Here is a 22,753-nt window from a genome sequence, read left to right on the forward strand (position 1 = left end):
CGTGGAAGGATTTGATTGATTCTCGATGGTTGTCAATCGACGCGCGCCGAATTCGGCCCGATCCAGGGCCGATCAGGTCGATATCGCGTGGAGAGCGGAGGGCCGATTCAGTCCGGCGTGCGGATGCCGTTCCACGGCGCGGTGCGCGGCGCGGCGAGGCCGAACAGGTCGATCACGCGCGTGACGGTGTGATCGACGAGTTCGTCGATCGAGGCGGGCATGGCGTAGAAGGCCGGCAGCGGCGGAAACACGATGCCGCCCATTTCGGTCACGGCCGTCATGTTGCGCAGATGCGCGAGGTTGAACGGCGTTTCGCGCACCATCAGCACGAGCCGGCGGCGCTCCTTGAGCGCGACGTCGGCCGCACGCGTGATCAGGCTGTCGGACAGCCCGTGCGCGACGCTCGCGAGCGTCTTCATCGAACAGGGCGCGATCACCATGCCGTCGGTCGAGAACGAACCCGACGCGATGCTCGCGCCCACGTCGCGCACCGAATGGACGACGTCCGCCCGCGCATGGACCTCGTCCTTCGACAGCTTCAGTTCGTGCTGGATGTTGAGCCAGCCGGCGGCCGACACGAGCAGATGGGTTTCGACGCCGCCCGACGCGCGCAGCAGGTCGAGCAGGCGGATGCCATAGATCGCGCCCGTCGCGCCGGTGATCGCGACGATCAGGCGCCGCGGCGGCGCGGGGCGTGCTTCCATGCGGAAAGGGTCAGGCAGCCGCGAACAGTTGCTGCAGTTCGCCGGACTGATACATCTCCATCATGATGTCCGAGCCGCCGACGAATTCGCCGTTCACGTAGAGCTGCGGGATGGTCGGCCAGTTCGAGAATGCCTTGATGCCCTGGCGGACCTGCTCGTCTTCGAGCACGTTGACGGTCTTGATGGTGTCGACGCCGCAGGCCTTGAGGATCTGGATGGCGCGGCCCGAAAAGCCGCACATCGGGAACTGCGCGGTGCCCTTCATGAAGAGCACGACCTGGTTTTCGTCGACGATTTGCTTGATGTGTTGTTGGGTATCCATGATGACCTTGCTGATGCGGGGCTGAGAACGGAAATGATACTGGATTTCGGCGGGGGCCATCGGCGCTCGCGGTGGCTCCGGCAGCGGCCTGGCGCGCGCCGTCAGGCGGGCAACCGGCCGCCGGTGGCGCGTTCGATCCCGGCGAGATCGGCGAGCGAGACGACTTCGCCGAAACCGGCCGCGGTGACGATCTCGCGCACCGCGCCGGCCTGGTCGTAGCCATGCTCGATCCACAGCGCGCCGCGCGGCAGCAGGAACGCCGGCGCGCCGGCCGCGATCAGGTGGATCGCGCTGAGGCCGTCGTCGTCGTCGGTCAGCGCACCGCGCGGCTCGAAGCGCAGGTCGCCCTGGTCGAGATGCGGATCGTGCTGAGCGATATACGGCGGATTGCTGACGATCGCGTGGAAGCGCGCGGCGGGGTCGAGCGCGCCGTACCAGTCGCTGTCGAGGAATTGCAGCGGGCCGCCGGGGCGGGCCGGGTCGAGCAGCTTGTGCGCGTTGCCGCGCGCCACGGCCAGCGCGGCCGGCGAGCGGTCGAGCGCCCAGACGCGCGCGTCGGGCCGCGCCGAGGCGATCGCCACGGCCACCGCGCCGCTGCCGGTGCCCAGATCGAGCACGGCCGGCATGGCGATGCCGTCGAGCGCGTCGAGCGCGGCTTCCACCAGCACTTCGGTGTCGGGGCGCGGGATCAGCACGTCGGGCGTGACGTCGAAGGCCAGGCCGAAGAATTCGCGTGAGCCGACCAGTTGCGCGACCGGTTCGCCGGCCAGCCGGCGGGCTTCAAGCGCCTGATAGCGCGCGGCGGCATCGGCGTCGAGCGGCGCGTCGGCGCGCGTGATCAGTTGCGTGCGGGTCCAGCCGAGCGCATGGCCGAGCAGGATGCGCGCATCCACCGCGTCGAGCGGCGAGGCGCGCAGCAGCGCGGCGGCGGTGAGGGCGGGGGCATTCATGGCGGGGCGGCCGGTGCGCGTCAGTCGGTGTCGCCGAGCGAGGCCAGCAGTTCGGCCTGATGCTCGCTGACGAGCGTGGCGATCATCTCGTAGAGATCGCCGTCCAGCAGCGCTTCGAGCTTGTAGAGCGTCAGGTTGATGCGGTGATCGGTCATCCGGCCCTGCGGGAAGTTGTAGGTGCGGATTCGTTCCGAACGGTCGCCCGAGCCGATCAGGCTCTTGCGGGTGGCCGCTTCCTTCGCGTGCTGCTCCTGGTACTGCTTGTCCTTGATGCGCGCGGCCAGCACCTTCAGCGCGCGCTCCTTGTTCTTGTGCTGCGAACGATCGTCCTGGCACTCCACCACGATGCCGGTCGGCAGGTGCGTGACGCGCACCGCGGAATCGGTCTTGTTGATGTGCTGGCCGCCCGCGCCGGACGCGCGGAACGTGTCGATGCGCAGGTCGGCCGGGTTGATCGCGACCTCGGCGATCTCGTCGGCCTCGGGCATCACGGCCACGGTACAGGCCGAGGTGTGGATGCGGCCCTGCGTTTCGGTGGCGGGCACGCGCTGCACGCGGTGGCCGCCCGATTCGAACTTCAGGCGCGAATAGGCGCCCTGGCCCGCGATCCGCACGATCACTTCCTTGTAGCCGCCGAGGTCCGACGGGCTTTCCGACATCATCTCGACCTGCCAGCGCTGGCGCTCCGCGAAGCGCAGGTACATGCGCAGCAGGTCGCCCGCGAACAGCGCCGATTCGTCGCCGCCCGCGCCGGCGCGGATTTCGAGGAAGATGTTGCGCTCGTCGTTCGGGTCCTTCGGCAGCAGCATGGTTTGCAGATCGGTTTCGAGCTGCGTCATGCGTTCGCGCGCGTCGCGAATCTCGTCCTCGGCGAAGTCGCGCATCGAGGCGTCGGCCAGCAGTTCCTGCGCGGTCGCTTCGTCGCCGCGCGCGAGCCGCCATTGCGCGTATTGCTCGACGACCGGGCCGATTTCCGCGTGTTCGCGCGTCAGCTTCCGGTATTGGTCGAGGTCGGCCGTGACGTTTTCGCGACTCAGCATTTCGTTCAATTCGGCCAGCCGGCTGGTGAGCTGGTCGAGCTTGCTTTGCATGCTCGTTTTCATGATGTGGAGCGACGCTCCCGGGCAGGAATCGAAAAGGGAAAGAAAAAGGGGATGGCGGCCGGCGTGCGGCCGCGATGTGCGCGGGAGGGCGGCGCTAACGGTCGGTGCGGGGGCCGTGCGCGTAGAAGCCGCGCATCAGGTCGATCAGTTGCTCGCGTTCGGTGCCGCTGGTGCGGTTCAGCGCCGAGGTCGGGCCGTGGATCAGCTTGTTGGTCAGCGCCTGCGACAGCGCGTCGAGCACGGCGGCCGGATCGTCTCCGCGCGCGAGCATCTTCTGGGCGCGTTCGACTTCGGCACGGCGCAGCGCGTCGGCCTGGGTGTGCATGTGGCGGATGATCGGCACGACGCTGCGCGAATCGAGCCACTGCATGAAGTTCTGCACGCGGGTTTCGATGATCGCCTCGGCCTGTGCGACGGCGGCTTGCCGCGACGCATTGCCTTCGCGCACGATCGCGCCGAGATCGTCGACGGTGTAGAGGAACACGTCCTTCAGTTCGCCGACTTCCTGCTCGATGTCACGCGGCACGGCCAGGTCGACCATGAAGATCGGCCGGTGGCGGCGGGCCTTCACCGCGCGCTCGACCGCGCCGAGGCCGATGATCGGCAGCGTGGAGGCCGTGCACGAGACGATGATGTCGAACTCGTGCATGCGCGTGGGCAGCTCGGAGAGCGGCATGGCGCGACCGCCGAAGCGCTCGGCCAGCTTTGCGCCGCGCTCGGCGGTGCGGTTCGCGATGACCAGCTCGCGCGGCGATTGCGCGGCGAAGTGCGTCGCGCACAGCTCGATCATTTCGCCGGCGCCGATGAACAGCACCTTCTGGTCGGCGACGCTTTCGAAAATACGTTGCGCGAGCCGCACGGCAGCTGCCGCCATCGATACCGACTGCGCGCCGATCTCGGTGGTGGTGCGCACTTCCTTGGCCACCGCGAAGGTGCGCTGGAACAACTGGTTCAGATAGGTGCCGAGCGCGCCGGCCTCGGAGGCCGTGCGCACCGCGTTCTTCATCTGGCCGACGATCTGCGTTTCGCCGAGCACCATCGAATCGAGGCCCGACGCGACGCGGAACGCATGGCGCACCGCTTCCGATTGCGGCAACGAATAGACGTGCGGCGCGAGGTCGTCGGGCGCGAGGCCGTGGAACTCGGCGAGCCAGCGCACGGCGGCATCGCGCGCCGCGCGGTCGTCGGTTGCGCAGTACAGCTCGGTGCGGTTGCAGGTGGAGAGAATCGCGGCTTCGGGCGTGTTCGGCGCCTGGCGCCCCATGAAGACGCTGGTGAGCGTGGACAGTGCAGGCTGGATCTGTTCGAGCGGAAACGCTACGCGTTCGCGCAGGGCGACGGGCGCAGTGTGATGATTGATTCCGATCGTGAGGAGCTGCATATCCAGGGGCTATCGTTTAGGTGCGCATTATAGCGTCTTGCCGGTTTTGTCACTGGCAGCGCCACCGGGCGGGCGTCGCCCGGGCGCTGCGGCCCGCGCCGAACCACGGCAAACCGGCGCGATTCCCGACGTGCGGTGCAATCCGGCGGGGTCGAAACGGGCGCTGGAGGCCGGTCGCGCGCCGGATTTGCCGCCAAAACCCTGTTCGCCGTGGGGATGCGCGACGCCAAGTCGCAGCAAGGCGCGTGCAAATATCGGCGGTACGATGCGCCCGAAATGCCCCATTGGCAACCGTTCGGCGCCCGATTTTCGGTCTTTTTTCAAGATAGCCGGGATTCGTGCGTGCGTATGGCACATGTCTGGCACACGTATGGCAAGCCGACGACGCGCGCCGGTGGCCGGTCCGGCACTTCTGTCGGCTTGCGTTGCGATTGATCGACCCCTTACACTCGACCGACGCCCGGGGCAAGCCTGCGGGCCGTCGCACTCTTATAATTCCGTCACCGGAGACCACCGATGCCGGCCGCGCGGCGGCAGGCGTTTCGTTCGGGCCGGGCGGCGCATCGGCGATGCGAAACGACACACAGGGCGCGGGATGAACGGGTTGGGCATTGTCGTATTGGGGCTTGCCGTGGGCGGGCTGGGCTGGTGGCTGCATCCGGCGCGCGCCTCGCGGCGCGGCCTGCGCGCGGCGCTCGCGGTCGGCCTGGCCGGCGCGGTGGTCGCCAAGCTCGTCGGCAATCTCACCGGCCTGTTTTACGACGGCGGCACGCTCGAATGGCCCGTCTGCGCCTTGGTGGCGCTCGTTGCCGTCTCCCTGACCACCGGCGCGATGGCGCGCCGCTGATCCCACCTCACTGGAATTCATCATGAACGCCCGTCATCCCGAGCTGTCCCCCATTCCTGCCCGCATCGCCCTGCTGCGCGGCGCGATGGCGCGCGAAGGCGTGGCTGCCTGCCTCGTCCCGTCCGCCGATCCGCATCTGTCCGAATATCTGCCCGAGCATTGGCAGGCGCGCCGCTGGCTGTCGGGTTTCAACGGCTCGGTCGGCACGCTGGTCGTGACGCCCGAATTCGCGGGCCTGTGGGTCGACAGCCGTTACTGGGTGCAGGCCGCCGCGGAACTGGCCGGCACCGGCATCGAGCTGATGAAGATGACGGGCGGCCAGCAAACCCAGCCGCATGTCGAATGGCTGGCCGAGCATGTGCCGGCCGGCGCGACGGTGGGCGTGGACGGCGCGGTGCTCGGCGTCGGCGCTGCGCGGGCGCTGTCGGCCGCGCTGGCCGCGCGCGGCGTGGCGCTGCGCACCGATCTCGACCTGCTTGACGCGATCTGGCCCGAGCGGCCGGCGCTGCCGGTCGAACCGGTGTTCGAACACGTCGCGCCGCATGCGCACACCCGCCGTGCCGACAAGCTCGCGCAGGTGCGCGAGGCGATGCGCGCCAGCGGCGCGAACGCCCATCTGATCTCGACGCTCGACGACATCGCCTGGCTGTTCAACCTGCGCGGCGCCGACGTCAACTACAACCCGGTGTTCGTCGCCCACGCGCTGATCGGCCCGGACGCGGCCACGCTGTTCGTGGTGGACGGCAAGCTCGACGCCGCGTTGCGCGCCGCGCTCGCGGCCGACGGCGTGACGGTGCGCCCGTACCAACAGGCCGCCGCCGCGCTGGCCGCGCTGCCGGCCGGCAGCGCGCTGCTGATCGACCCGCGCCGCGTGACGTTCGGCACGCTGGAGGCGGTGCCTGAGGCGGTGCGCCGCGTCGAGGCCGTCAACCCGTCGACGTTCGCGAAGTCGCGCAAGACGCCCGCCGAGATCGAGCACGTGCGTGCGACGATGGCGCAGGACGGCGCGGCGCTGGCCGAATTCTTCGCGTGGTTCGAGGCCGCGCTCGGGCACGAAACCCTGACCGAGTTGACGATCGACGAGCAACTGACGGCCGCCCGCGCGCGCCGGCCCGGCTTCGTCTCGCCGAGCTTCGCGACGATCGCCGGCTTCAACGCGAACGGCGCGATGCCGCATTACCGCGCGACGCCCGAATCGCACGCGACCATCGAAGGCGACGGCCTGCTGCTGATCGATTCGGGCGGCCAGTTCGTCGGCGGCACCACCGACATCACGCGCGTCGTGCCGGTGGGCACGCCGAGCGAGGCGCAGCGCCGCGATTTCACGATCGTGCTGAAGGCGATGATCGCGTTGTCGCGGGCCAAGTTTCCGCGCGGCATCCGTTCGCCGATGCTCGATGCGATCGCGCGCGCGCCGATGTGGGCGGCCGGGCTCGATTACGGCCACGGCACCGGCCACGGCGTGGGCTACTTCCTGAACGTGCACGAAGGCCCGCAGGTGATCTCGCACTACGCCGCCGCCGATCCGCATACGGCGATGGAAGAGGGCATGATCACCTCGAACGAGCCGGGTGTGTACCGCCAGGGCCAGTGGGGCGTGCGCATCGAGAACCTGGTCGTGAACCGCGCGGCCGGGCAGACCGAATTCGGCGATTTCCTCGATTTCGAGACGCTGACGCTGTGCCCGATCGACACGCGCTGCGTGCTGGCCGAGTTGCTCGACGCCGGTGAGCGCGCCTGGCTCGACGCGTATCACGCGACGGTACGCGAACGGGTCGGCCCGCTGGTGACGGGCGCCGCCCGCGCGTGGCTCGACGCGCGCACCCAGCCGCTGTAAGGCCGCGCCAGCCATGACGATCCGGGCGGTGGTGTTCGATTTCGGCGGCGTGCTGATCGATTGGAGTCCCGATTACCTGTATCGCCAACTGATCGCCGATCCGGTGGAACGGCGGCGTTTCCTGACCGACGTGTGCGGGATGGATTGGGTGGTCCGGCAGGACGCCGGCCAGACGATCGCGGCGGGCACGGCCGAGAAGGTGGCCGCGTTTCCCGAGCACGCGGCGCTGATCGAGGCCTTCTATGCGCGCTGGCCCGAGATGATCGCGGGCGCGTTCGACGACGGCGTGGCGCTGGTCGAGCGGCTGGAGGCCGCCGGCGTGCCGCTGTTCGGGCTGACCAACTGGTCGGCCGAAACCTTCCCGTATGCGTGGGAGCGCTACGCGGTGCTGCGGCGCTTTCGCGACGTGGTGGTGTCGGGCCGGGTGGGGCTCGCCAAGCCCGATCCGGCGATCTATCGCGAGATGTTCGCGCGCATCGCGGCGCAGTTGCCCGACATCGCGCCGGAACAACTCGTGTTCATCGACGACAATCCGCACAACGCGGCCGCCGCGAGCGCGCTTGGCTGGCACGGCATCCATCACACCGGCGTGGCCTCGACCGAGGCGCGCCTGCGCGAACTGGGCGTACCGGCCTGAACGAGCTTGACCCGGCCGAGCGCATGAAAAAAGCGGGCAAGATGCCCGCTTTTTTCGTCCGCCGCTTGCTATGGCGCAGCGGCGCAGTGCGCGATCAGCGGCTGATCGGCTTGAAGCGGATCCGCTTCGGCTTGGCGCCTTCCTCGCCGAGGCGCGCGCGCTTGTCGGCTTCGTATTCCTGATAGTTGCCGTCGAAGAACACCGCTTGCGAATCGCCTTCGAACGCGAGGATGTGCGTCGCGATCCGGTCGAGGAACCAGCGATCGTGCGAGATCACCATGACCGAGCCGGCGAATTCGAGCAGCGCGTCTTCGAGCGCGCGCAGCGTTTCGACGTCGAGGTCGTTCGACGGTTCGTCCAGCAGCAGCACGTTGCCGCCCGCGATCAGCGTCTTGGCCAGATGCAGCCGGCCGCGCTCGCCGCCCGACAGGTTGCCGACGATCTTCTGCTGGTCGCCGCCCTTGAAGTTGAAGCGGCCGATGTAGGCGCGCGACGGCGTTTCGTAGCGGCCCACCGTCAGCACGTCGGCGCCGCCCGAGATTTCCTCGAACACGGTCTTGTCGCTGGCCAGCGCGTCGCGGCTTTGATCGACATAGGCGAGCTTGACGGTCGGGCCGTGCACGATTTCGCCCGAATCCGGCGTTTCCTTGCCCGTCAGCATGCGGAACAGCGTGGACTTGCCGGCGCCGTTCGGGCCGATGATGCCGACGATCGCGCCGGCCGGGATCTTGAAGCTCAGGTCGTCGATCAGCAGGCGATCGCCATAGGCCTTGCTGACGTTCTTGAACTCGATCACTTCATTGCCGAGCCGCTCGCCGGCCGGGATGAAGATTTCCTGCGTTTCGTTGCGCTTCTGGTATTCCTGGCTGCTCAGTTCCTCGAAGCGGGCGATACGCGCCTTCGATTTCGCCTGACGGCCCTTCGGGTTCTGGCGCACCCACTCCAGTTCCTTCTTGATCGCCTTCTGGCGCGCCGATTCGGTCGCTTCTTCCTGCTTCAGGCGGTCTTCCTTCTGGTCGAGCCAGCTCGAATAGTTGCCCTTCCAGGGGATGCCGTGGCCGCGGTCGAGTTCGAGAATCCACTCGGCGGCGTTGTCGAGGAAATAGCGATCGTGGGTGACGGCCACCACGGTGCCCGGGAAGCGCGTCAGGAATTGTTCGAGCCACTCGACCGATTCGGCGTCCAGGTGGTTGGTCGGTTCGTCGAGCAGCAGCATGTCCGGCTTTTCGAGCAGCAGCTTGCACAGCGCGACGCGGCGCTTTTCACCGCCCGACAGGTGTTCGATCTTCGCGTCCCAGGCCGGCAGGCGCAGCGCGTCGGCCGCGATTTCGATCTGCTGCTCGGGGCTGCCGCCATCGGCCGTGGCGAGGATCGCTTCGTACTTGGCCTGTTCGGCGGCCAGCGCGTCGAAGTCGGCGTCCGCTTCGGCGTAGGCCGCGTAGATCTCGTCGAGCTTCTTCTGCGCGCTGAACACGTCGCCGAGGCCTTCTTCCACCGCCTCGCGCACCGTCTTGCTCGGATCGAGCTGCGGTTCCTGCGACAGGTAGCCGATGTTCAGGTTCGGCATCGGCGTGGCTTCGCCTTCGATGTCCTTGTCGACGCCCGCCATGATGCGGATCAGCGTCGATTTGCCCGAGCCGTTCAGGCCGAGCAGGCCGATCTTCGCGCCGGGGAAGAACGACAGCGAGATGTCTTTGAGGATCTGGCGCTTGGGCGGCACGATCTTGCCGACCCGGTTCATCGTGAATACGTATTGGGCCATTTGCGTCGATGGAACTCTTGAAGGTTGAGGCGCCGCCGGCCGCGCTGCGCGCGAGGCGGGCGACGGAGGGGCCGATCGGGACTGGGCGCCGCGCGCATTGCCGCGGCGTGGCCGCGCGCGTGCGCGGCGAGACCGCGTATTGTACTTCGCGAGGCGCGGCCGCCGCGAGCGCGCCGAAGCGGGGGGCGAACGCCGTGTGTCTGCGTGGCCGACGCGGCTCGCGATCGTGTTCATCTGCGCGGTTTTTCATGCCGGAGCAGGCACTTGAGTGCATGCCATCGTCGGAAACAAAAAACCCGCGAGCGGCGTGCACCGGTCGCGGGTTTGAAGCGGCTTGCGCGAGCCGTCGAGGCCCGGCGCGCCTGATCCAGACTCAGACGTTGAACAAAAAGTTCATCACGTCGCCGTCGTGGACGATGTATTCCTTGCCTTCCGCGCGCATCTTGCCGGCTTCCTTCGCGCCTTGTTCGCCCTTGAACGCGACGTAGTCGTCGAAGCCGATGGTCTGCGCGCGAATGAAGCCGCGCTCGAAATCGGTGTGGATTGCGCCGGCCGCCTGCGGGGCGGTGTCGCCGACGTGGATCGTCCAGGCGCGCACTTCCTTCACGCCGGCCGTGAAATACGTCTGCAGGCCGAGCAGCTTGAAGCCCGCGCGGATCACGCGGTCGAGGCCCGGTTCGTTCATGCCCATGTCGGCGAGGAACGCTTCCTTGTCCTCGTCGTCGAGATCGGCGATTTCCGCCTCGATCGCCGCGCACACCGCGACCACCGGCGCCTTCTCGGCTTCCGCGTACTTGCGCACGGCGTCGAGGTGCGGGTTGTTCTCGAAACCGTCGTCCTTGACGTTCGCCACGTACATCGCCGGCTTCGCGGTGATCAGGCAGAACGGTTTCAGGATCGCCTGCTCGTCGTCCGACAGGTCGAGGCCGCGCACGGCCTTGCCCTGGTCGAGCTGCGCGCGAACCTTCTCCATCACGGCCGCGAGCTTCGCCGCGTCCTTGTCGTTGCCCGACTTCGCGGCCTTCGAGTAGCGGTTCAGCGCCTTCTCGACGGTGGCCAGGTCGGCCAGCGCGAGTTCGGTGTTGATGACTTCGATGTCGTCGAGCGGGCTCACGCGGCCGGCCACGTGGATCACGTTTTCGTCTTCGAAGCAGCGCACGACGTGCGTGATCGCGTCGGTTTCGCGGATGTTCGCGAGGAACTGGTTGCCCAGGCCTTCGCCCTTGCTGGCGCCCGCCACCAAGCCCGCGATGTCGACGAACTCGACCACGGCCGGCACGATCCGCTCGGGCTTCACGATGGCCGCGATCGCCTTCAGGCGGCCGTCCGGCACTTCGACCACGCCGACGTTCGGCTCGATCGTGCAGAACGGGTAGTTCTCGGCGGCGATGCCGGCCTTGGTCAGCGCGTTGAACAGGGTGGACTTGCCGACGTTCGGCAGGCCGACGATGCCGCATTTGAGGCTCATGGAAAACCTTTCTGGATCAGATGTTGGGTGCTTGCGCGGGGTGCGGCTGGCGGCATGACGCGGCGCTCGGGCCGGCGGTCTGGCGCGGAGGCTGCCCGCGAAAACGGCAATTGTATCGCGTTCGGATCACGGGATTTCAAGCGGGCGCGCGGAACGGCGGCGCGGCGGGCGCCCGATGCACGGCGGGAGGGAGGATCGGCAAGGACCGAAACGCCGACGGCGGCCAGGCGCCGCCGGCAACGCAACCGGGCCGCAGCGGCCCGGCGCAGGTCAGTCGGCGATCCGGCGATCGGCCAGCGCGGCGCGGCAGTCGCCCATCACGAGCGAGACCAGCCGCGACTTCGCGTCGAGATCTTCGGTATCGATGATTTCCTCGACGGCGTCGCGTGCCCACGGCGTTTCGACGAAATCGGCATGCCGCTTCGCGATGTCGAGCGCCGTGGCGGCGAGCTTCGCGATGCAGAGCCAGTCGGCGTCGCGCAGATGGCGGTCGAGCCACTTGTGCGCTGCTTGAACTTGGAAGGTGGCGGACGGCCAGGATTCGTTCAGATAGAACGCGCCGAGATTGCCGACCGTGAGCCAGCACAGCAGCTCGACACGATCATGTTGGGTGAGGCTGGGATGTAGGTCGCTCATGGCCATGCTCGAGATGGGGTTGAGACTCGCTTTCCGTCACCGGTGCAACGCGGGGCCGACGAATCAACAATAGCACGCCATGAACGGCTTCACGCAAGCCGGGAATCGCCCGACCCGCGTGAACCCTGATCAATACCGGTAGTAATCGTGATGGTGGTGATAGCCGCCGCCGTCCGGCACAACGATGCAGCCGCTCAGGGTGGTGCCGAGCAGGACGGCGAGCGAGGCAAGAATCGCGATGCGCTTGAGCTTCATGGTGGATCTCCTTCGGTGTTCGTTCATCGATGGAGCCGACTGTAGCGGCGCAGGGCATGACAAGCGGTATGCGTTTGTAAGGAAACGTGTGGCCTGTAATGGTCGTGCCCCGTTCGAGCGGGCAGCGTCGCGCAGGCGGTTACGGATGAAATGGTTCCGGATCGGAGAAGGGCGGTGATGGGCCGATTCGGGCGGCGATGCGTGCGTTCGGGCAGGGTTTGTCCGTGTCGGAGCAGCGCGACAGTGCGTGCCTGGCATGCGTTGCCGGGCTGATCTTCCGCAAGCCGGCGTCGCATGGCGAACCCGGCCCCGCAGCTATAATGCGCGCCATGACAGCCCATCCTCAGACCTTCGACGTCGCCGTGGTCGGCGGCGGCCTTGTCGGCAAGACCGCCGCGCTCGCGATGACGCAAGCGGGCCTCAAGACGGCGCTGCTCGCGCAGCCCGCCGCGCCGCGCGCGGCCGGTACGCCGTTCGACGCGCGCGTCTACGCGCTGTCGTCGAGCTCGCAGGCGCTGCTCGAACGGCTGCGCGTCTGGCAGGCGCTCGATCCGGCCCGGCTCGCGCCCGTCCACGACATGCGCGTGTACGGCGACGCACAGGCCGAACTCCATTTCTCCGCCTTCCAGGCCGCCGTGCCGCAACTGGCGTGGATCGGCGAGTCGTCGGTGGTCGAGCGCGCGCTCGACGCCGCGCTGCGCTTCCAGCCGAACCTGAGCTGGATCGACACGCGCGCGCAGGGGCTCGACGTGAAGCCTGACGCGGCGGTGCTGTCGCTGGCCGACGGCAGCGTGATCTCGGCCGATCTGCTGGTCGGGGCGGACGGCGCGCATTCGTGGGTGCGCTCGCAGATGGGCGCGAACGTGCAGCGCCGCGACTATCGCCAGACCGGCGTGGTCGCCAACTTCAAGGCGTCCGAGCCGCACCGCGAAACGGCTTGCCAGTGGTTCCGCGACGGCGAGATCGTCGCGCTGCTGCCGCTGCCGGACGGCCATGTGTCGCTGGTCTGGTCGGCGCACACGGCCCATGCCGATGAACTGCTGGCACTCGATCCGGCGCAACTGGCGGCCGAGGTCGAACGCGTCACGCACTGCCAGCTCGGTACGCTCGATTGCGTGACGCCGGCCCAGGGCTTCCCGCTCGCGCTGCAGACGGTGGACAAGCTGATCGCCCCGCGCGTCGCGCTGGTCGGCGACGCCGCGCACCTGATTCACCCGCTCGCCGGCCAGGGCATGAACCTCGGCCTGCGCGACGTGGCCGCGCTGGCCGACGCGATCGGCTCGCGCGAGGCGTTCCGCGATCTCGGCGATACGGTGCTGCTGCGCCGCTACGAACGCTCGCGCCGCGAGGACATCCGCGCGTTGATGGTCGCCACCGACGGCCTGCAGCGGCTGTTCGCGTTGCCCGGCTCGGTGGCGCGCGTGGTGCGCAACACCGGCATGGCGCTGGTCGGCGCGCAGCCGTTCGTCAAACGCTGGCTGGTGGCCTCGGCGCTCGGTTGAGCGCGGGCGCCGCTGCCGCCACGAATGCCACGGATGCCACGAATGCCACGCTCTCCGGCTTCGCCCCGCATGCGGCTTTCTCCGCGAAAGCCACCGGCAAAGGCAGCCGGACACGGTCCGGCCGTCGTCGTACACTACCGGTCATGCTTTGACCGCTTCCCAAGGATCACTGAATGAAAACCACCGTCCGTATCGCCGCGCTGCTGTTGGCGACCGCCGCCGCCACGCTGGGATGCACCGCGCAGGCCGATCAGACCACCGACAAGCTGAAGGCCACGCTGCAGTCGCGCCTCGGTGACGCCACCGTCAAGGGCATCGCGAAGTCGCCGATCCCGGGCCTTTACGAGGTGAATCTCGGCTCGCAGATCGTCTATAGCGATGCCGCCGGCGATTACGTCGTGCTCGGCGAGATGGTCGACACCAAAACGCGCCGCAACCTGACCGAAGCGCGCATGTCGGAAATCAACAAGGTCGATTTCGCGAGCCTGCCGCTCAACAACGCGATCAAGTACGTGAAGGGCAACGGCGCGCGCAAGATCGCCGTGTTCTCGGATCCGAACTGCCCGTACTGCAAGCGCTTCGAATCGACGCTGCGCTCGATGGACAACATCACCGTCTACACGTTCCTGTACCCGGTCCTGACGCCCGATTCGACGGTTAAGTCGAAGGCGATCTGGTGCGCCTCCGATCGCGCCAAGAGCTGGGAAAACTGGATGGTCGGCCATCAGGCGCCGACCGGCCCGGGCAACTGCGACACCTCGGCGCTCGACAAGAACCTGGCGCTGGGCCGCGGCCTGAACGTCACCGGCACGCCGACCATCATCCTGGCAGACGGCACGCGCCTGCCGGGCGCCGTGTCCGCCGACGACCTCAACGGCGCGCTCGCCAACGTCAAGTAATGCGCGCACGCACGGCCTGACCGCCCTCCGCGACGAGGCGCCGGCATCTGTCTGGCGCCTTTTTCACATGTCGAACCGTTTGCCGATTTTTTGCCGACCCCGCCGATGAAGCCGATTCGCTATTCGATCGTCCCGAAAGACCCCGCCGCCCACCTGTTCGAAGTCACGCTGACCGTTGCCGAGCCCGATCCGGCCGGCCAGCGCTTCATGCTGCCGGTGTGGATTCCGGGCAGCTACATGGTGCGCGAATTCGCGCGCAACATCGTCACGCTGCGCGCGTTCAACGAAGCCGGCCGCAAGGTCCGCATCGCCAAGGCCGACAAGCACAGCTGGCAGGCCGCGCCCGTCGCGGGGCCGCTGACGCTGCGCTATGACGTCTACGCGTGGGATCTGTCGGTGCGCGCCGCGCATCTGGACGACACCGGCGGCTTCTTCAACGGCACCAGCGTGTTCCTCGCCGTGCAGGGGCAGGAGGCCTCGCCGTGCGTGGTCGAGATCGCCAAGCCGGCCGGCGACACGGGCCGCCGCTGGCGCGTGGCCACGGCGCTGCGCGAGGCGCGCGGCACGCGCCGTCACGGCTTCGGCGAGTATCAGGCCGACGATTACGACGAGTTGATCGACCACCCGGTCACGCTCGGCGAATTCGCGCTGGCGACGTTCGAGGCTCACGGCGTGCCGCACGACGTGGTGATCGCGGGCCGCGTCGCGCGGCTCGACATGGAACGGCTCTGCGCCGACCTGAAGCGGATCTGCGAGGCGCAGATCGCGCTGTTCGAACCGCGCACCAAAAAGGCCCCGGTGGAGCGCTACGTGTTCATGACGCAGGCCGTCAGCGACGGCTACGGCGGCCTCGAACACCGCGCGTCCACGGCGCTGATCTGCAACCGCACCGACCTGCCCGTGAAGGGGCGGCCCGAGAAGACCGACGGCTACCGCACCTATCTGGGCTTGTGCAGCCACGAGTATTTCCACACCTGGAACGTCAAGCGGATCAAGCCGGCCGCGTTCGTGCCGTACGACCTGACGCAGGAGAACTACACGTCGCTGCTGTGGCTGTTCGAAGGCTTCACGTCCTATTACGACGACCTGATGCTGGTGCGCAGTGGCCTGATGAGCCGCGACGAGTATTTCACCGCACTCGGCCGCACGGTCGGCGGAGTGTTGCGCGGCGCGGGGCGCCTCAAGCAGAGCGTGGCGGAAAGCTCGTTCGACGCCTGGGTCAAGTATTACCGGCAGGATGAAAACGCCTCGAACGCGATCGTCAGCTATTACACCAAGGGTTCGCTGGTGGCGCTGGCGTTCGATCTGGCGATTCGCGCCGCCACCCGCAACCGCAAGTCGCTCGACGACGTGATGCGCCTGCTATGGGCGCGCTACGGCCGCGGCTTCTATCAGGGCAAGCCGAAGGGCGTGGGCGAGGACGAGGTGGCCGCGTTGATCACCGAGGCGACCGGCGTGGAACTCGGCCGCCTGTTCGACGACGCCGTGTCGGGCACGCGCGACCTGCCGCTGGCCGACCTGCTCGCGCCGTTCGGCGTGAACCTGACCCCGGATGCCGGCCCGCACCCGAAGCCGTCGATCGGCGCGCGTGCCCGTGCCGGCGGCGCGGATTGCACGCTGGCGGTGGTTCACGAAGGCGGCGCGGCGCATCGCGCGGGGCTGTCGGCCGGCGACGTGCTGATCGCGATCGACGGCCTGCGCGTGACCGGCTCGAACCTCGAAGCGTTGCTGGCGCGCTTCCAGCCTGGCGATCGCGTGGAGGCGCATGCCTTCCGCCGCGACGAGCTGCGCGCCACCACGCTGCGGCTCGACGCGCCCGACGTGGTGCGCTACCGGCTGCAGGCCGCCGACAAGCCGGCTGCGCATGCCTGGCAGAAGGGCTGGCTCGGCCTCTAACACGTTCGGTCGCGTTTCATTCGGTGCGGATTGTCCCGCTGTTGCAACAATCCGTCGCCGGATGCCCGCTTTTTCGGGATGGCTTGCATCCGCACAATGGCTCCACTCGCGCTGCCTGCAGCGCAAACCCAACGGAGCCCGACATGACGACCATCCTGCAAATCAAATCCGCCGCCCGCTCGCAAGGCGCGCGCTCGACGCAACTGTCCGACGAACTGACCGCCAAGCTGTCGCAATCGAACCCCGGTGCGAAGGTCGTGGTTCGCGACCTGCAGGCCAACGCTCAGCCGCACCTCGACGACGCCGTGCTCGGCGCGTTCTTCACGCCGGCCGAACAGCGCAGCGCCGAACAGAACGCGCTGGTCGCCCAGAGCGACGCGCTGGTGGCCGAACTGCAGGCCGCCGACATCATCGTGATCGCCGCACCGCTGTACAACTTCGGCATCTCCTCGCAACTGAAGACCTACTTCGACTGGATCTCCCGCGCCGGCGTGACGTTCCGCTACACCGCGAACGGCCCGGAAGGCCTGGTCACGGGCAAGAAGGTGTATGTGGTGTCGGCACGCGGCGGCAAGTACCTCGGCACGCCGAACGATACGCAAACGCCGTATCTGACCACCTTCCTCGGTTTCCTCGGCATGAAGGACGTGACGTTCATCTACGCCGAAGGCCTGAACATGGGCCCGGACGCGGAAGCAGCCGCGCTGGCTTCGGCTCGCGAAGCGATCGCAGCGGCCTGACGCCGTTTTTGGCAGGCGGGTGCCCGAGCGGCGCCGGCCTGCTCGAATGAAAACAGCCCGATCGGCTTAGGCCGGTCGGGCTGTTTCGTTTTGGGCGCAGTGTCGGGACGGCGGGCCGGAAGCGTCAGGCCAGCGTGACGGCCTCGTCGGGCAGTTGCCAGTCGATCGGCGGATTGCCGTGCTCGCCGAGGTACGCGTTCGCCAGCGCGAAATGGCGATTGCCGAGAAAGCCGCGGTGCGCCGACAGCGGCGACGGATGCGGCGATTCGAGCACGCAGTGCGCGCCGGCATCGAACAGCGCGCGCTTGGCTTGCGCATGGGCGCCCCACAGCATGAACACCAGCCCGCGATGGCGGCGCGCCAGTTCGCGGATCAGCGTGTCGGTGCAGGCTTCCCAACCGCGCTTGGCGTGGCTCGCGGCGGCGGCCTGCTCGACCGTCAGCACGGTGTTGAGCAGCAGTACGCCCTGACGCGCCCATGAATCGAGGCAGCCGTGCTTCGGGATGTCATGCCCGAAATTCGCGGCGATTTCCTTGAAGATGTTGCGCAGCGACGGCGGCGGCCGCACGCCGGGCGGCACCGAGAACGCGAGCCCGTGCGCTTGCGGCGTGCCGCGGTCGTCGCCGTGATACGGATCCTGGCCGAGGATTACCACCTTGACCTCGTCGGGCGAGGTCAGGCGCAGCGCGCGGAACACGTCGGCCGGGTAGACGGTTTTGCCGGCCGCGCGCTCGGCATCGACGAAGCGGCACAGCGGCGCGTAGGCGTCGCTCGCGACGAACGGCGCGAGCACCTCGCGCCAGGCGGCGGGCAGCGCGTCGAATTGCGCGGCCAGCGGCTGGATCGAGGCGGCGGTGGCGTTCGGTGCGGCGGGCGGTTGTGCGGCGGTGGTGGAGGCCGCCGTGTCGGGCGTGGCCTCGCCCATATCGAACAGCGAAGCCTGAGCGGCCGGCGCCGTGCGGGAGGAAGAACGGGTTGCCATGCGATATCGGGCCTCAGGCGGCGCGCAGCCGGTAGCCGCGCTGCGCCTTGCTCTGGTTGTCGGGCGCGAGGCCCGGCACGGCCGCGACGAGTTCCTCGGCCAGCGTGTGCAGCACGGCTTCGTCGCCGTCGATCAGTTCGAGCTCGATCTCGCGGATCGGCGCGCGGCGCGTCTCCACGCCGTTTTCACCCTCGGCTTCGGCGACGATCTCGCCCAGATCGAGCGCGGCCTCGACGGTCGTGCCGCCGCGGCTGACGCGCCAGATCGTGCGCGCGAAATCGGTGCGGAACAGCGCGGCCAGCGACGGCGCGGCGGCGCGCAGCGCATCGGCGGCGGCCGGCACGTCGCAGGCGGCCAGCAGCGCGTCGATTTCGAGCGCGTCGCCGACTACCGGTAGTTCCCACTCGTGGCGCGTGTGCAGGCCGTTCTCGGCCGAGCCGACCGTCTTGAAGGTCTGCAGCCAGCCCTGCGGCGCGAGCCGCACGCGGATCGCGCTCTTGGCGCGCGCCAAGGCCAGGTCGGGCGTGTCGTAATAGACGTTGGCGAGCTGGATCTCGCGGCCCGCCGTGCCGGCGCAGGCGTCGAGCGCGCGGCGCGCGGCCGCTTCGCCGCCTTCGGGCAGCGCGAGCTTGATTTCGGTTTCGATGGCCATGGGCGTGCGCGTCAGAAGAACATCCGGGCGAGTTCCTCGCCCGGCTGATCGGCGCGCATGAACGCCTCGCCCACCAGGAACGTGTGCACGTCGGCCGCCTGCATGCGTTCGACGTCGGCGCGCGAGAGGATCGCCGATTCGGTCACGACGATGCGATCGGCCGGCACCATGTCGAGCATGCCGAGCGTGGTTTCGAGGGTGGTTTCGAAGGTGCGCAGGTTGCGGTTGTTGATGCCGAGCAGCGGCGTCTTGAGCGTCAGCGCCTCGGTCAGTTCCTCGCGGCTGTGCACTTCCACCAGCACCGCCAGCCCCAGCGAATGCGCGTAGGCTTCGAGATCCTGCATCAGCGGCGTGTCGAGCGCGGCGGCGATCAGCAGGATCGCATCGGCGCCCATCGCGCGCGCTTCGAGGATCTGATACGGATCGACCATGAAATCCTTGCGCAGCACCGGCAGCGCGCAGGCCGCCCGCGCCTGCTCGAGATAGCGCGCGCTGCCCTGGAAGAACTGCTCGTCGGTCAGCACCGACAGGCAGGCCGCGCCGTGTTGCGCGTACGAAGCGGCGATCTCGGCCGGCACGAAGTGCTCGCGGATCACGCCCTTCGACGGGCTGGCCTTCTTGACCTCGGCGATCACGGCCGGCTGGCCGGCCGCATGCTTGGCGCGCAGCGCGCCGACGAAATCGCGCAGGTCGCGCGTTTCGGCTTCGAGTTTCAGCGCTTCGAGCGGCGTGCTGCGCAGGGCAGCGGCCACTTCCTGGCGCTTGACGTCGATGATTCGGTTGAGGATGTCGCTCATGGAACTCTGACGGCGGGCCGTCCGGTAGGTTGGCCGACCGGCAGGCCGGTCGGCGGGCAAGAGGGCAGCGCTCGGTTCAGCGCTTGAATTGCTGCGTGAAGCGTACCAGTTCGTCGACCTTGGCGCGGGCCGCGCCGCTCGCGATCACTTCGCGAGCCAGCACGATGCCGTCGGCGATCGACGGCGCGACGTTCGCCGAATACAGCGCCGTGCCGGCGTTCAGCGTGACGATCTCGCGCGCCACGCCCGGCGTGTTGCCGAGCGCGTCGAGCAGCATCACGCGAGATTCGTCGGCGTTTTCGACCTTCAGCGAGCGGTTCGACACCATTTGCAGGCCGAAATCTTCCGGATGGATCTCGTACTCGGTGACCTTGCCGTCGCGCAGTTCGCCCACCAGCGTGGCCGCGCCGAGCGACACTTCATCCATGCCGTCCTTGCCGTACACCACCAGCACGTGCTCGGCGCCGAGCCGTTGCATCACGCGTACCTGGATGCCGACCAGATCGGGGTGGAACACGCCCATCAACTGGTTCGGCGCGCCGGCCGGGTTGGTCAGCGGGCCGAGGATGTTGAAGATGGTCCGCACGCCGAGTTCGCGGCGCACCGCCGCGATGTTCTTCATCGCCGGATGGTGGTTCGGCGCATACATGAAGCCCATGCCGGTCGCCTCGATCGAGGCGGCCACCTGCTCGGGTTCCAGGTCGATGTTCACGCCGAGCGCGTCGAGCACGTCTGCGCTGCCCGACTTGCTCGACACGCTGCGGTTGCCGTGCTTGGCCACCTTCGCGCCGGCCGCGGCCGACACGAACATGGTCGCGGTGGAGATGTTGAAGGTATTCGAGCCGTCGCCGCCGGTGCCGACGATGTCGACGAAGTTCGAGTTGTCCTCCACCTCCACGTGGCGGGCGAATTCGCGCATTACCGTGGCCGCCGCGGCGATCTCGCCGATCGTTTCCTTCTTCACGCGCAGGCCGGTGATGATCGCGGCGGCCATCACGGGCGACATGTCGCCGCGCATGATCATCCGCATCAGGTGCAGCATTTCGTCGTGGAAGATCTCGCGATGCTCGATCGTGCGTTGCAGCGCTTCCTGCGGCGTAATCGTCATGTCGCCCCCGCTCATGCCGGTTGGGCCGCGTGCGCGCGTGCCTGTTTCAGGAAGTTCTGCAGCAGCGCGTGGCCGTGCTCGGACAGGATCGATTCGGGGTGGAACTGCACGCCCTCGATCGGCAGCGTCTTGTGGCGCACGCCCATGATTTCACCGTCCTCGGTCCAGGCCGAGATTTCGAGGCAGTCGGGCAGCGATTCGCGCTCGATCGCCAGCGAGTGGTAGCGCGTCACGTCGAATTGCTTCGGCAGGTCGGCGAACACGCCGCGGCCGTCGGTTTCGATGCGGCTCACCTTGCCGTGCATGATGGTCTTGGCGCGGATCACGCGGCCGCCGAACGCCTCGCCGATCGCCTGATGGCCGAGACACACGCCGAGAATCGGCTTCTTACCGGCGAATTCGCGCAGCACGTCGAGCGTGATGCCCGCGTGCTGCGGGTTGCTCGGGCCGGGCGACAGGCAGATCGCCTCGGGATCGAGCGCGGCGATCGCGTCGAGCGTGATCTCGTCGTTGCGGTGGGTCTGGACGTCTTCGCCGAGTTCGCCGAAGTACTGGACCAGGTTGTAGGTAAACGAATCGTAGTTGTCGATCATCAGAAGCATGGTCAGTCTCCGTTCAGAAGTCGCTGTCGAGGCCGTCCTGCACCTGTTCCGCCGCGCGCAGCACGGCGCGCGCCTTGTTTTCCGTTTCCTGCCATTCCGACTCGGGCACCGAATCGGCCACCACGCCGGCGGCAGCCTGCACGTACAGGTTGCCGTTGTGGATCAGGCCGGTGCGGATCGCGATCGCGAGATCCATCTCGCCGGAGAACGACAGGTAGCCGACGGCGCCGCCGTACAGGCCGCGCTTGACCGGCTCCAGCTCGTCGATCAGCTCCATCGCGCGCACCTTCGGCGCACCCGACAGCGTGCCGGCCGGGAACGTCGCGCGCAGCACGTCGTAGTTGGTCATGCCGGGCTTCAGCGTGCCTTCCACCGAACTGACGATGTGCTGCACGTGCGAATACTTCTCGATGACCATCTTGTCGGTCACGACCACCGAGCCGGTGGTGGCGATGCGGCCGACGTCGTTGCGCGCCAGGTCGATCAGCATGACGTGCTCGGCCACTTCCTTCGGATCGTTGAGCAGCTCGGTGGCGAGCGCGGCGTCGCGTTCCGGCGTGTTGCCGCGCGGGCGGGTGCCGGCCAGCGGGCGAATCGTGACGATCCGGTCCTCGCCGCGCTGTTCCTGACGCACCAGGATTTCCGGCGATGCGCCCACCACGTGGCAATCGCCGAAGTTGTAGTAGTACATGTACGGCGACGGGTTCAGCGAGCGCAGCGCGCGGTACAGCGACAGCGGGTTGTCGCGATACGGCTTGGACAGGCGCTGGCCGACCTGGATCTGCATCAGCTCGCCCTCGGCGATGTATTCCTTCGCCTTCAGCACGGCCGCCAGGTAGTCGTCCTTCTTGAATTCGCGGAACGTTTCGGTGCGCACGCTCGGCGAGGTGACGGGCGGCTGCACCGTTGCATGCAGGCGCTGCTTCAGCTCGCGCAGGCGCTGCTTGGCCTTCGAGAACGCCTCGGGGCGCGTCGGATCGGCATAGATGATCAGGTAGAGCTTGCCGGCCAGGTTGTCGATGACGGCCACTTCCTCGGTCAGCAGCAACTGGATGTCGGGCAGTTGCAGATCGTCGTGCGGGGCCGAGTCGGCGAGCTTCTTCTCGATGTAGCGCACCGCGTCGTAGCCGAAGTAGCCGGCCAGGCCGCCGCAAAAGCGCGGCAGGCCCGGCAGCAGCGCCACCTTGTAGCGCGCCTGGAACTGCTCGATGAAGGCGAACGGATCGCTGTCGTGGGTTTCGACCACCTGGCCGTCGGTCACCACTTCCGACACGCCGTTGCGGGTGCGCAGCAGCGTGCGCGCCGGCAAGCCGATGAACGAGTAGCGGCCGAAGCGTTCGCCGCCGACCACCGATTCGAGCAGGAACGAATTGGCGCCGCCGCGCTCGGTTTGCGCAAGCTTCAGGTACAGCGAAAGCGGGGTTTCGAGGTCGGCGAGCGCCTCCGCGATCAGCGGAATGCGGTTATAGCCTTGATTCGCGAGCGATTGGAATTCGAGTTCGGTCATGTTCCGGTCCTGTGGGGACGAGCGGCAATGCGTGCCAGTGGAAACGCGGGCGCTGCGCGGCGGGCCGGAGGGCGGGGTGCGGTCAGTGCCTGACCGGCTTGCGCTGCCGCCGGGCGATGTGCCGATACACGTTCCCGGCGCCCGGACGCGAGGCGTGCGGAGCGGG

The 22,753-nt window shown here is 68.1% G+C and carries 22 protein-coding genes; 7 read left to right on the forward strand and 15 right to left on the reverse strand.

Annotated features, from left to right (window positions below):
* Positions 1-107: 107 nt before the first annotated feature.
* The 5 genes from AB4850_RS34290 to hemA form a co-directional block, all read right to left on the reverse strand.
* Complete coding sequence (locus AB4850_RS34290) at positions 108-704, reverse strand: UbiX family flavin prenyltransferase (protein ID WP_414443791.1); 597 nt, start codon at positions 702-704, stop codon at positions 108-110.
* A 10-nt stretch (positions 705-714) separates the two neighbouring features.
* The gene (gene grxD / locus AB4850_RS34295) at positions 715-1,026 is read right to left on the reverse strand and encodes a Grx4 family monothiol glutaredoxin (RefSeq protein ID WP_414443792.1); all 312 of its coding nucleotides are present in this window, start codon (positions 1,024-1,026) and stop codon (positions 715-717) included.
* 101 nt (positions 1,027-1,127) lie between these two features.
* On the reverse strand, positions 1,128-1,976 hold the full coding sequence (gene prmC / locus AB4850_RS34300; protein WP_414443793.1) for a peptide chain release factor N(5)-glutamine methyltransferase: 849 nt from the start codon (positions 1,974-1,976) through the stop codon (positions 1,128-1,130).
* Positions 1,977-1,996: 20 nt separating this feature from the next.
* A complete protein-coding gene (prfA, locus tag AB4850_RS34305) occupies positions 1,997-3,079 on the reverse strand; it encodes a peptide chain release factor 1 (RefSeq protein ID WP_414443794.1) in 1,083 nt (360 codons plus the stop codon).
* Between the two features lie 94 nt (positions 3,080-3,173).
* Positions 3,174-4,460 (reverse strand): glutamyl-tRNA reductase, encoded by a 1,287-nt coding sequence (gene hemA, locus AB4850_RS34310; protein WP_414443795.1) that lies wholly within the window; start codon positions 4,458-4,460, stop codon positions 3,174-3,176.
* Between the two features lie 595 nt (positions 4,461-5,055).
* Here hemA and AB4850_RS34315 point away from each other — a divergent pair.
* The 3 genes from AB4850_RS34315 to AB4850_RS34325 are packed head-to-tail and all read left to right on the forward strand — an operon-like array spanning position 5,056 to position 7,781.
* Positions 5,056-5,307 (forward strand): hypothetical protein, encoded by a 252-nt coding sequence (locus AB4850_RS34315; protein WP_414443796.1) that lies wholly within the window; start codon positions 5,056-5,058, stop codon positions 5,305-5,307.
* A gap of 22 nt (positions 5,308-5,329) precedes the next feature.
* Positions 5,330-7,144 carry an aminopeptidase P family protein gene (locus AB4850_RS34320; RefSeq protein ID WP_414443797.1) on the forward strand — a complete coding sequence of 605 codons (1,815 nt, stop codon included), beginning with the start codon at positions 5,330-5,332 and terminating at the stop codon, positions 7,142-7,144.
* Positions 7,145-7,157: 13 nt separating this feature from the next.
* Positions 7,158-7,781 carry an HAD family hydrolase gene (locus tag AB4850_RS34325; RefSeq protein WP_414443798.1) on the forward strand — a complete coding sequence of 208 codons (624 nt, stop codon included), beginning with the start codon at positions 7,158-7,160 and terminating at the stop codon, positions 7,779-7,781.
* Between the two features lie 94 nt (positions 7,782-7,875).
* Here AB4850_RS34325 and ettA read toward each other — a convergent pair whose 3' ends face one another.
* The 4 genes from ettA to AB4850_RS34345 all read right to left on the reverse strand — a co-directional run bounded on the left by ettA (position 7,876) and on the right by AB4850_RS34345 (position 11,902).
* Positions 7,876-9,543 (reverse strand): energy-dependent translational throttle protein EttA, encoded by a 1,668-nt coding sequence (ettA, locus tag AB4850_RS34330; protein ID WP_414443799.1) that lies wholly within the window; start codon positions 9,541-9,543, stop codon positions 7,876-7,878.
* A gap of 373 nt (positions 9,544-9,916) precedes the next feature.
* The gene (gene ychF, locus AB4850_RS34335; RefSeq protein WP_414443800.1) at positions 9,917-11,011 is read right to left on the reverse strand and encodes a redox-regulated ATPase YchF; all 1,095 of its coding nucleotides are present in this window, start codon (positions 11,009-11,011) and stop codon (positions 9,917-9,919) included.
* A gap of 270 nt (positions 11,012-11,281) precedes the next feature.
* A complete protein-coding gene (locus tag AB4850_RS34340; RefSeq protein WP_414443801.1) occupies positions 11,282-11,647 on the reverse strand; it encodes a hypothetical protein in 366 nt (121 codons plus the stop codon).
* A 129-nt stretch (positions 11,648-11,776) separates the two neighbouring features.
* Entirely contained in the window at positions 11,777-11,902 is a 126-nt protein-coding gene (locus AB4850_RS34345) for a hypothetical protein (protein WP_414443802.1), read from the reverse strand.
* 320 nt (positions 11,903-12,222) lie between these two features.
* On the opposite strand from AB4850_RS34345, the gene AB4850_RS34350 reads away from it, so the two are divergent.
* The 4 genes from AB4850_RS34350 to AB4850_RS34365 all read left to right on the forward strand — a co-directional run bounded on the left by AB4850_RS34350 (position 12,223) and on the right by AB4850_RS34365 (position 16,939).
* Positions 12,223-13,404 (forward strand): UbiH/UbiF family hydroxylase, encoded by a 1,182-nt coding sequence (locus tag AB4850_RS34350; protein ID WP_414443803.1) that lies wholly within the window; start codon positions 12,223-12,225, stop codon positions 13,402-13,404.
* A 173-nt stretch (positions 13,405-13,577) separates the two neighbouring features.
* Positions 13,578-14,303 carry a DsbC family protein gene (locus tag AB4850_RS34355; protein WP_414443804.1) on the forward strand — a complete coding sequence of 242 codons (726 nt, stop codon included), beginning with the start codon at positions 13,578-13,580 and terminating at the stop codon, positions 14,301-14,303.
* Positions 14,304-14,408: 105 nt separating this feature from the next.
* Positions 14,409-16,199, forward strand: coding sequence for a M61 family metallopeptidase (locus tag AB4850_RS34360; RefSeq protein WP_414443805.1), 1,791 nt, complete (start codon positions 14,409-14,411; stop codon positions 16,197-16,199).
* Between the two features lie 143 nt (positions 16,200-16,342).
* On the forward strand, positions 16,343-16,939 hold the full coding sequence (locus AB4850_RS34365; protein ID WP_414443806.1) for an FMN-dependent NADH-azoreductase: 597 nt from the start codon (positions 16,343-16,345) through the stop codon (positions 16,937-16,939).
* 124 nt (positions 16,940-17,063) lie between these two features.
* Here AB4850_RS34365 and AB4850_RS34370 read toward each other — a convergent pair whose 3' ends face one another.
* The 6 genes from AB4850_RS34370 to trpE all read right to left on the reverse strand — a co-directional run bounded on the left by AB4850_RS34370 (position 17,064) and on the right by trpE (position 22,587).
* Positions 17,064-17,921, reverse strand: coding sequence for a uracil-DNA glycosylase (locus tag AB4850_RS34370; RefSeq protein WP_414443807.1), 858 nt, complete (start codon positions 17,919-17,921; stop codon positions 17,064-17,066).
* A gap of 13 nt (positions 17,922-17,934) precedes the next feature.
* On the reverse strand, positions 17,935-18,573 hold the full coding sequence (locus AB4850_RS34375; RefSeq protein ID WP_414443808.1) for a CYTH domain-containing protein: 639 nt from the start codon (positions 18,571-18,573) through the stop codon (positions 17,935-17,937).
* Between the two features lie 11 nt (positions 18,574-18,584).
* Positions 18,585-19,370, reverse strand: a complete 786-nt coding sequence (gene trpC, locus AB4850_RS34380; RefSeq protein WP_414443809.1) for an indole-3-glycerol phosphate synthase TrpC — start codon at positions 19,368-19,370, stop codon at positions 18,585-18,587.
* A 76-nt stretch (positions 19,371-19,446) separates the two neighbouring features.
* Positions 19,447-20,478, reverse strand: a complete 1,032-nt coding sequence (trpD, locus tag AB4850_RS34385; protein WP_414443810.1) for an anthranilate phosphoribosyltransferase — start codon at positions 20,476-20,478, stop codon at positions 19,447-19,449.
* Positions 20,479-20,489: 11 nt separating this feature from the next.
* Positions 20,490-21,080, reverse strand: a complete 591-nt coding sequence (locus AB4850_RS34390; protein WP_414443811.1) for an anthranilate synthase component II — start codon at positions 21,078-21,080, stop codon at positions 20,490-20,492.
* 13 nt (positions 21,081-21,093) lie between these two features.
* A complete protein-coding gene (gene trpE, locus AB4850_RS34395; RefSeq protein ID WP_414443812.1) occupies positions 21,094-22,587 on the reverse strand; it encodes an anthranilate synthase component I in 1,494 nt (497 codons plus the stop codon).
* Positions 22,588-22,753 lie beyond the last annotated feature (166 nt).

It is taken from the genome of Burkholderia sp. 22PA0106 (assembly GCF_047497155.1).
GTDB lineage: Bacteria > Pseudomonadota > Gammaproteobacteria > Burkholderiales > Burkholderiaceae > Burkholderia.

Excerpts from the sequence above, each read along its gene's own strand:
- AB4850_RS34370 (WP_414443807.1), bottom strand. The coding sequence starts at position 17,921 with ATGGCAACCCGTTCTTCCTCCCGCACGGCGCCGGCCGCTCAGGCTTCG.
- AB4850_RS34375 (WP_414443808.1), bottom strand. The coding sequence starts at position 18,573 with ATGGCCATCGAAACCGAAATCAAGCTCGCGCTGCCCGAAGGCGGCGAA.
- grxD (WP_414443792.1), bottom strand. The coding sequence starts at position 1,026 with ATGGATACCCAACAACACATCAAGCAAATCGTCGACGAAAACCAGGTC.
- AB4850_RS34355 (WP_414443804.1), top strand. The coding sequence starts at position 13,578 with ATGAAAACCACCGTCCGTATCGCCGCGCTGCTGTTGGCGACCGCCGCC.
- AB4850_RS34390 (WP_414443811.1), bottom strand. The coding sequence starts at position 21,080 with ATGCTTCTGATGATCGACAACTACGATTCGTTTACCTACAACCTGGTC.
- ychF (WP_414443800.1), bottom strand. The coding sequence starts at position 11,011 with ATGAGCCTCAAATGCGGCATCGTCGGCCTGCCGAACGTCGGCAAGTCC.
- AB4850_RS34325 (WP_414443798.1), top strand. The coding sequence starts at position 7,158 with ATGACGATCCGGGCGGTGGTGTTCGATTTCGGCGGCGTGCTGATCGAT.
- AB4850_RS34365 (WP_414443806.1), top strand. The coding sequence starts at position 16,343 with ATGACGACCATCCTGCAAATCAAATCCGCCGCCCGCTCGCAAGGCGCG.
- trpE (WP_414443812.1), bottom strand. The coding sequence starts at position 22,587 with ATGACCGAACTCGAATTCCAATCGCTCGCGAATCAAGGCTATAACCGC.
- trpC (WP_414443809.1), bottom strand. The coding sequence starts at position 19,370 with ATGAGCGACATCCTCAACCGAATCATCGACGTCAAGCGCCAGGAAGTG.
- prmC (WP_414443793.1), bottom strand. The coding sequence starts at position 1,976 with ATGAATGCCCCCGCCCTCACCGCCGCCGCGCTGCTGCGCGCCTCGCCG.
- AB4850_RS34345 (WP_414443802.1), bottom strand. The coding sequence starts at position 11,902 with ATGAAGCTCAAGCGCATCGCGATTCTTGCCTCGCTCGCCGTCCTGCTC.
- AB4850_RS34320 (WP_414443797.1), top strand. The coding sequence starts at position 5,330 with ATGAACGCCCGTCATCCCGAGCTGTCCCCCATTCCTGCCCGCATCGCC.
- ettA (WP_414443799.1), bottom strand. The coding sequence starts at position 9,543 with ATGGCCCAATACGTATTCACGATGAACCGGGTCGGCAAGATCGTGCCG.
- trpD (WP_414443810.1), bottom strand. The coding sequence starts at position 20,478 with ATGACGATTACGCCGCAGGAAGCGCTGCAACGCACGATCGAGCATCGC.
- prfA (WP_414443794.1), bottom strand. The coding sequence starts at position 3,079 with ATGAAAACGAGCATGCAAAGCAAGCTCGACCAGCTCACCAGCCGGCTG.
- AB4850_RS34315 (WP_414443796.1), top strand. The coding sequence starts at position 5,056 with ATGAACGGGTTGGGCATTGTCGTATTGGGGCTTGCCGTGGGCGGGCTG.
- AB4850_RS34290 (WP_414443791.1), bottom strand. The coding sequence starts at position 704 with ATGGAAGCACGCCCCGCGCCGCCGCGGCGCCTGATCGTCGCGATCACC.
- AB4850_RS34340 (WP_414443801.1), bottom strand. The coding sequence starts at position 11,647 with ATGAGCGACCTACATCCCAGCCTCACCCAACATGATCGTGTCGAGCTG.
- AB4850_RS34360 (WP_414443805.1), top strand. The coding sequence starts at position 14,409 with ATGAAGCCGATTCGCTATTCGATCGTCCCGAAAGACCCCGCCGCCCAC.
- AB4850_RS34350 (WP_414443803.1), top strand. The coding sequence starts at position 12,223 with ATGCGCGCCATGACAGCCCATCCTCAGACCTTCGACGTCGCCGTGGTC.
- hemA (WP_414443795.1), bottom strand. The coding sequence starts at position 4,460 with ATGCAGCTCCTCACGATCGGAATCAATCATCACACTGCGCCCGTCGCC.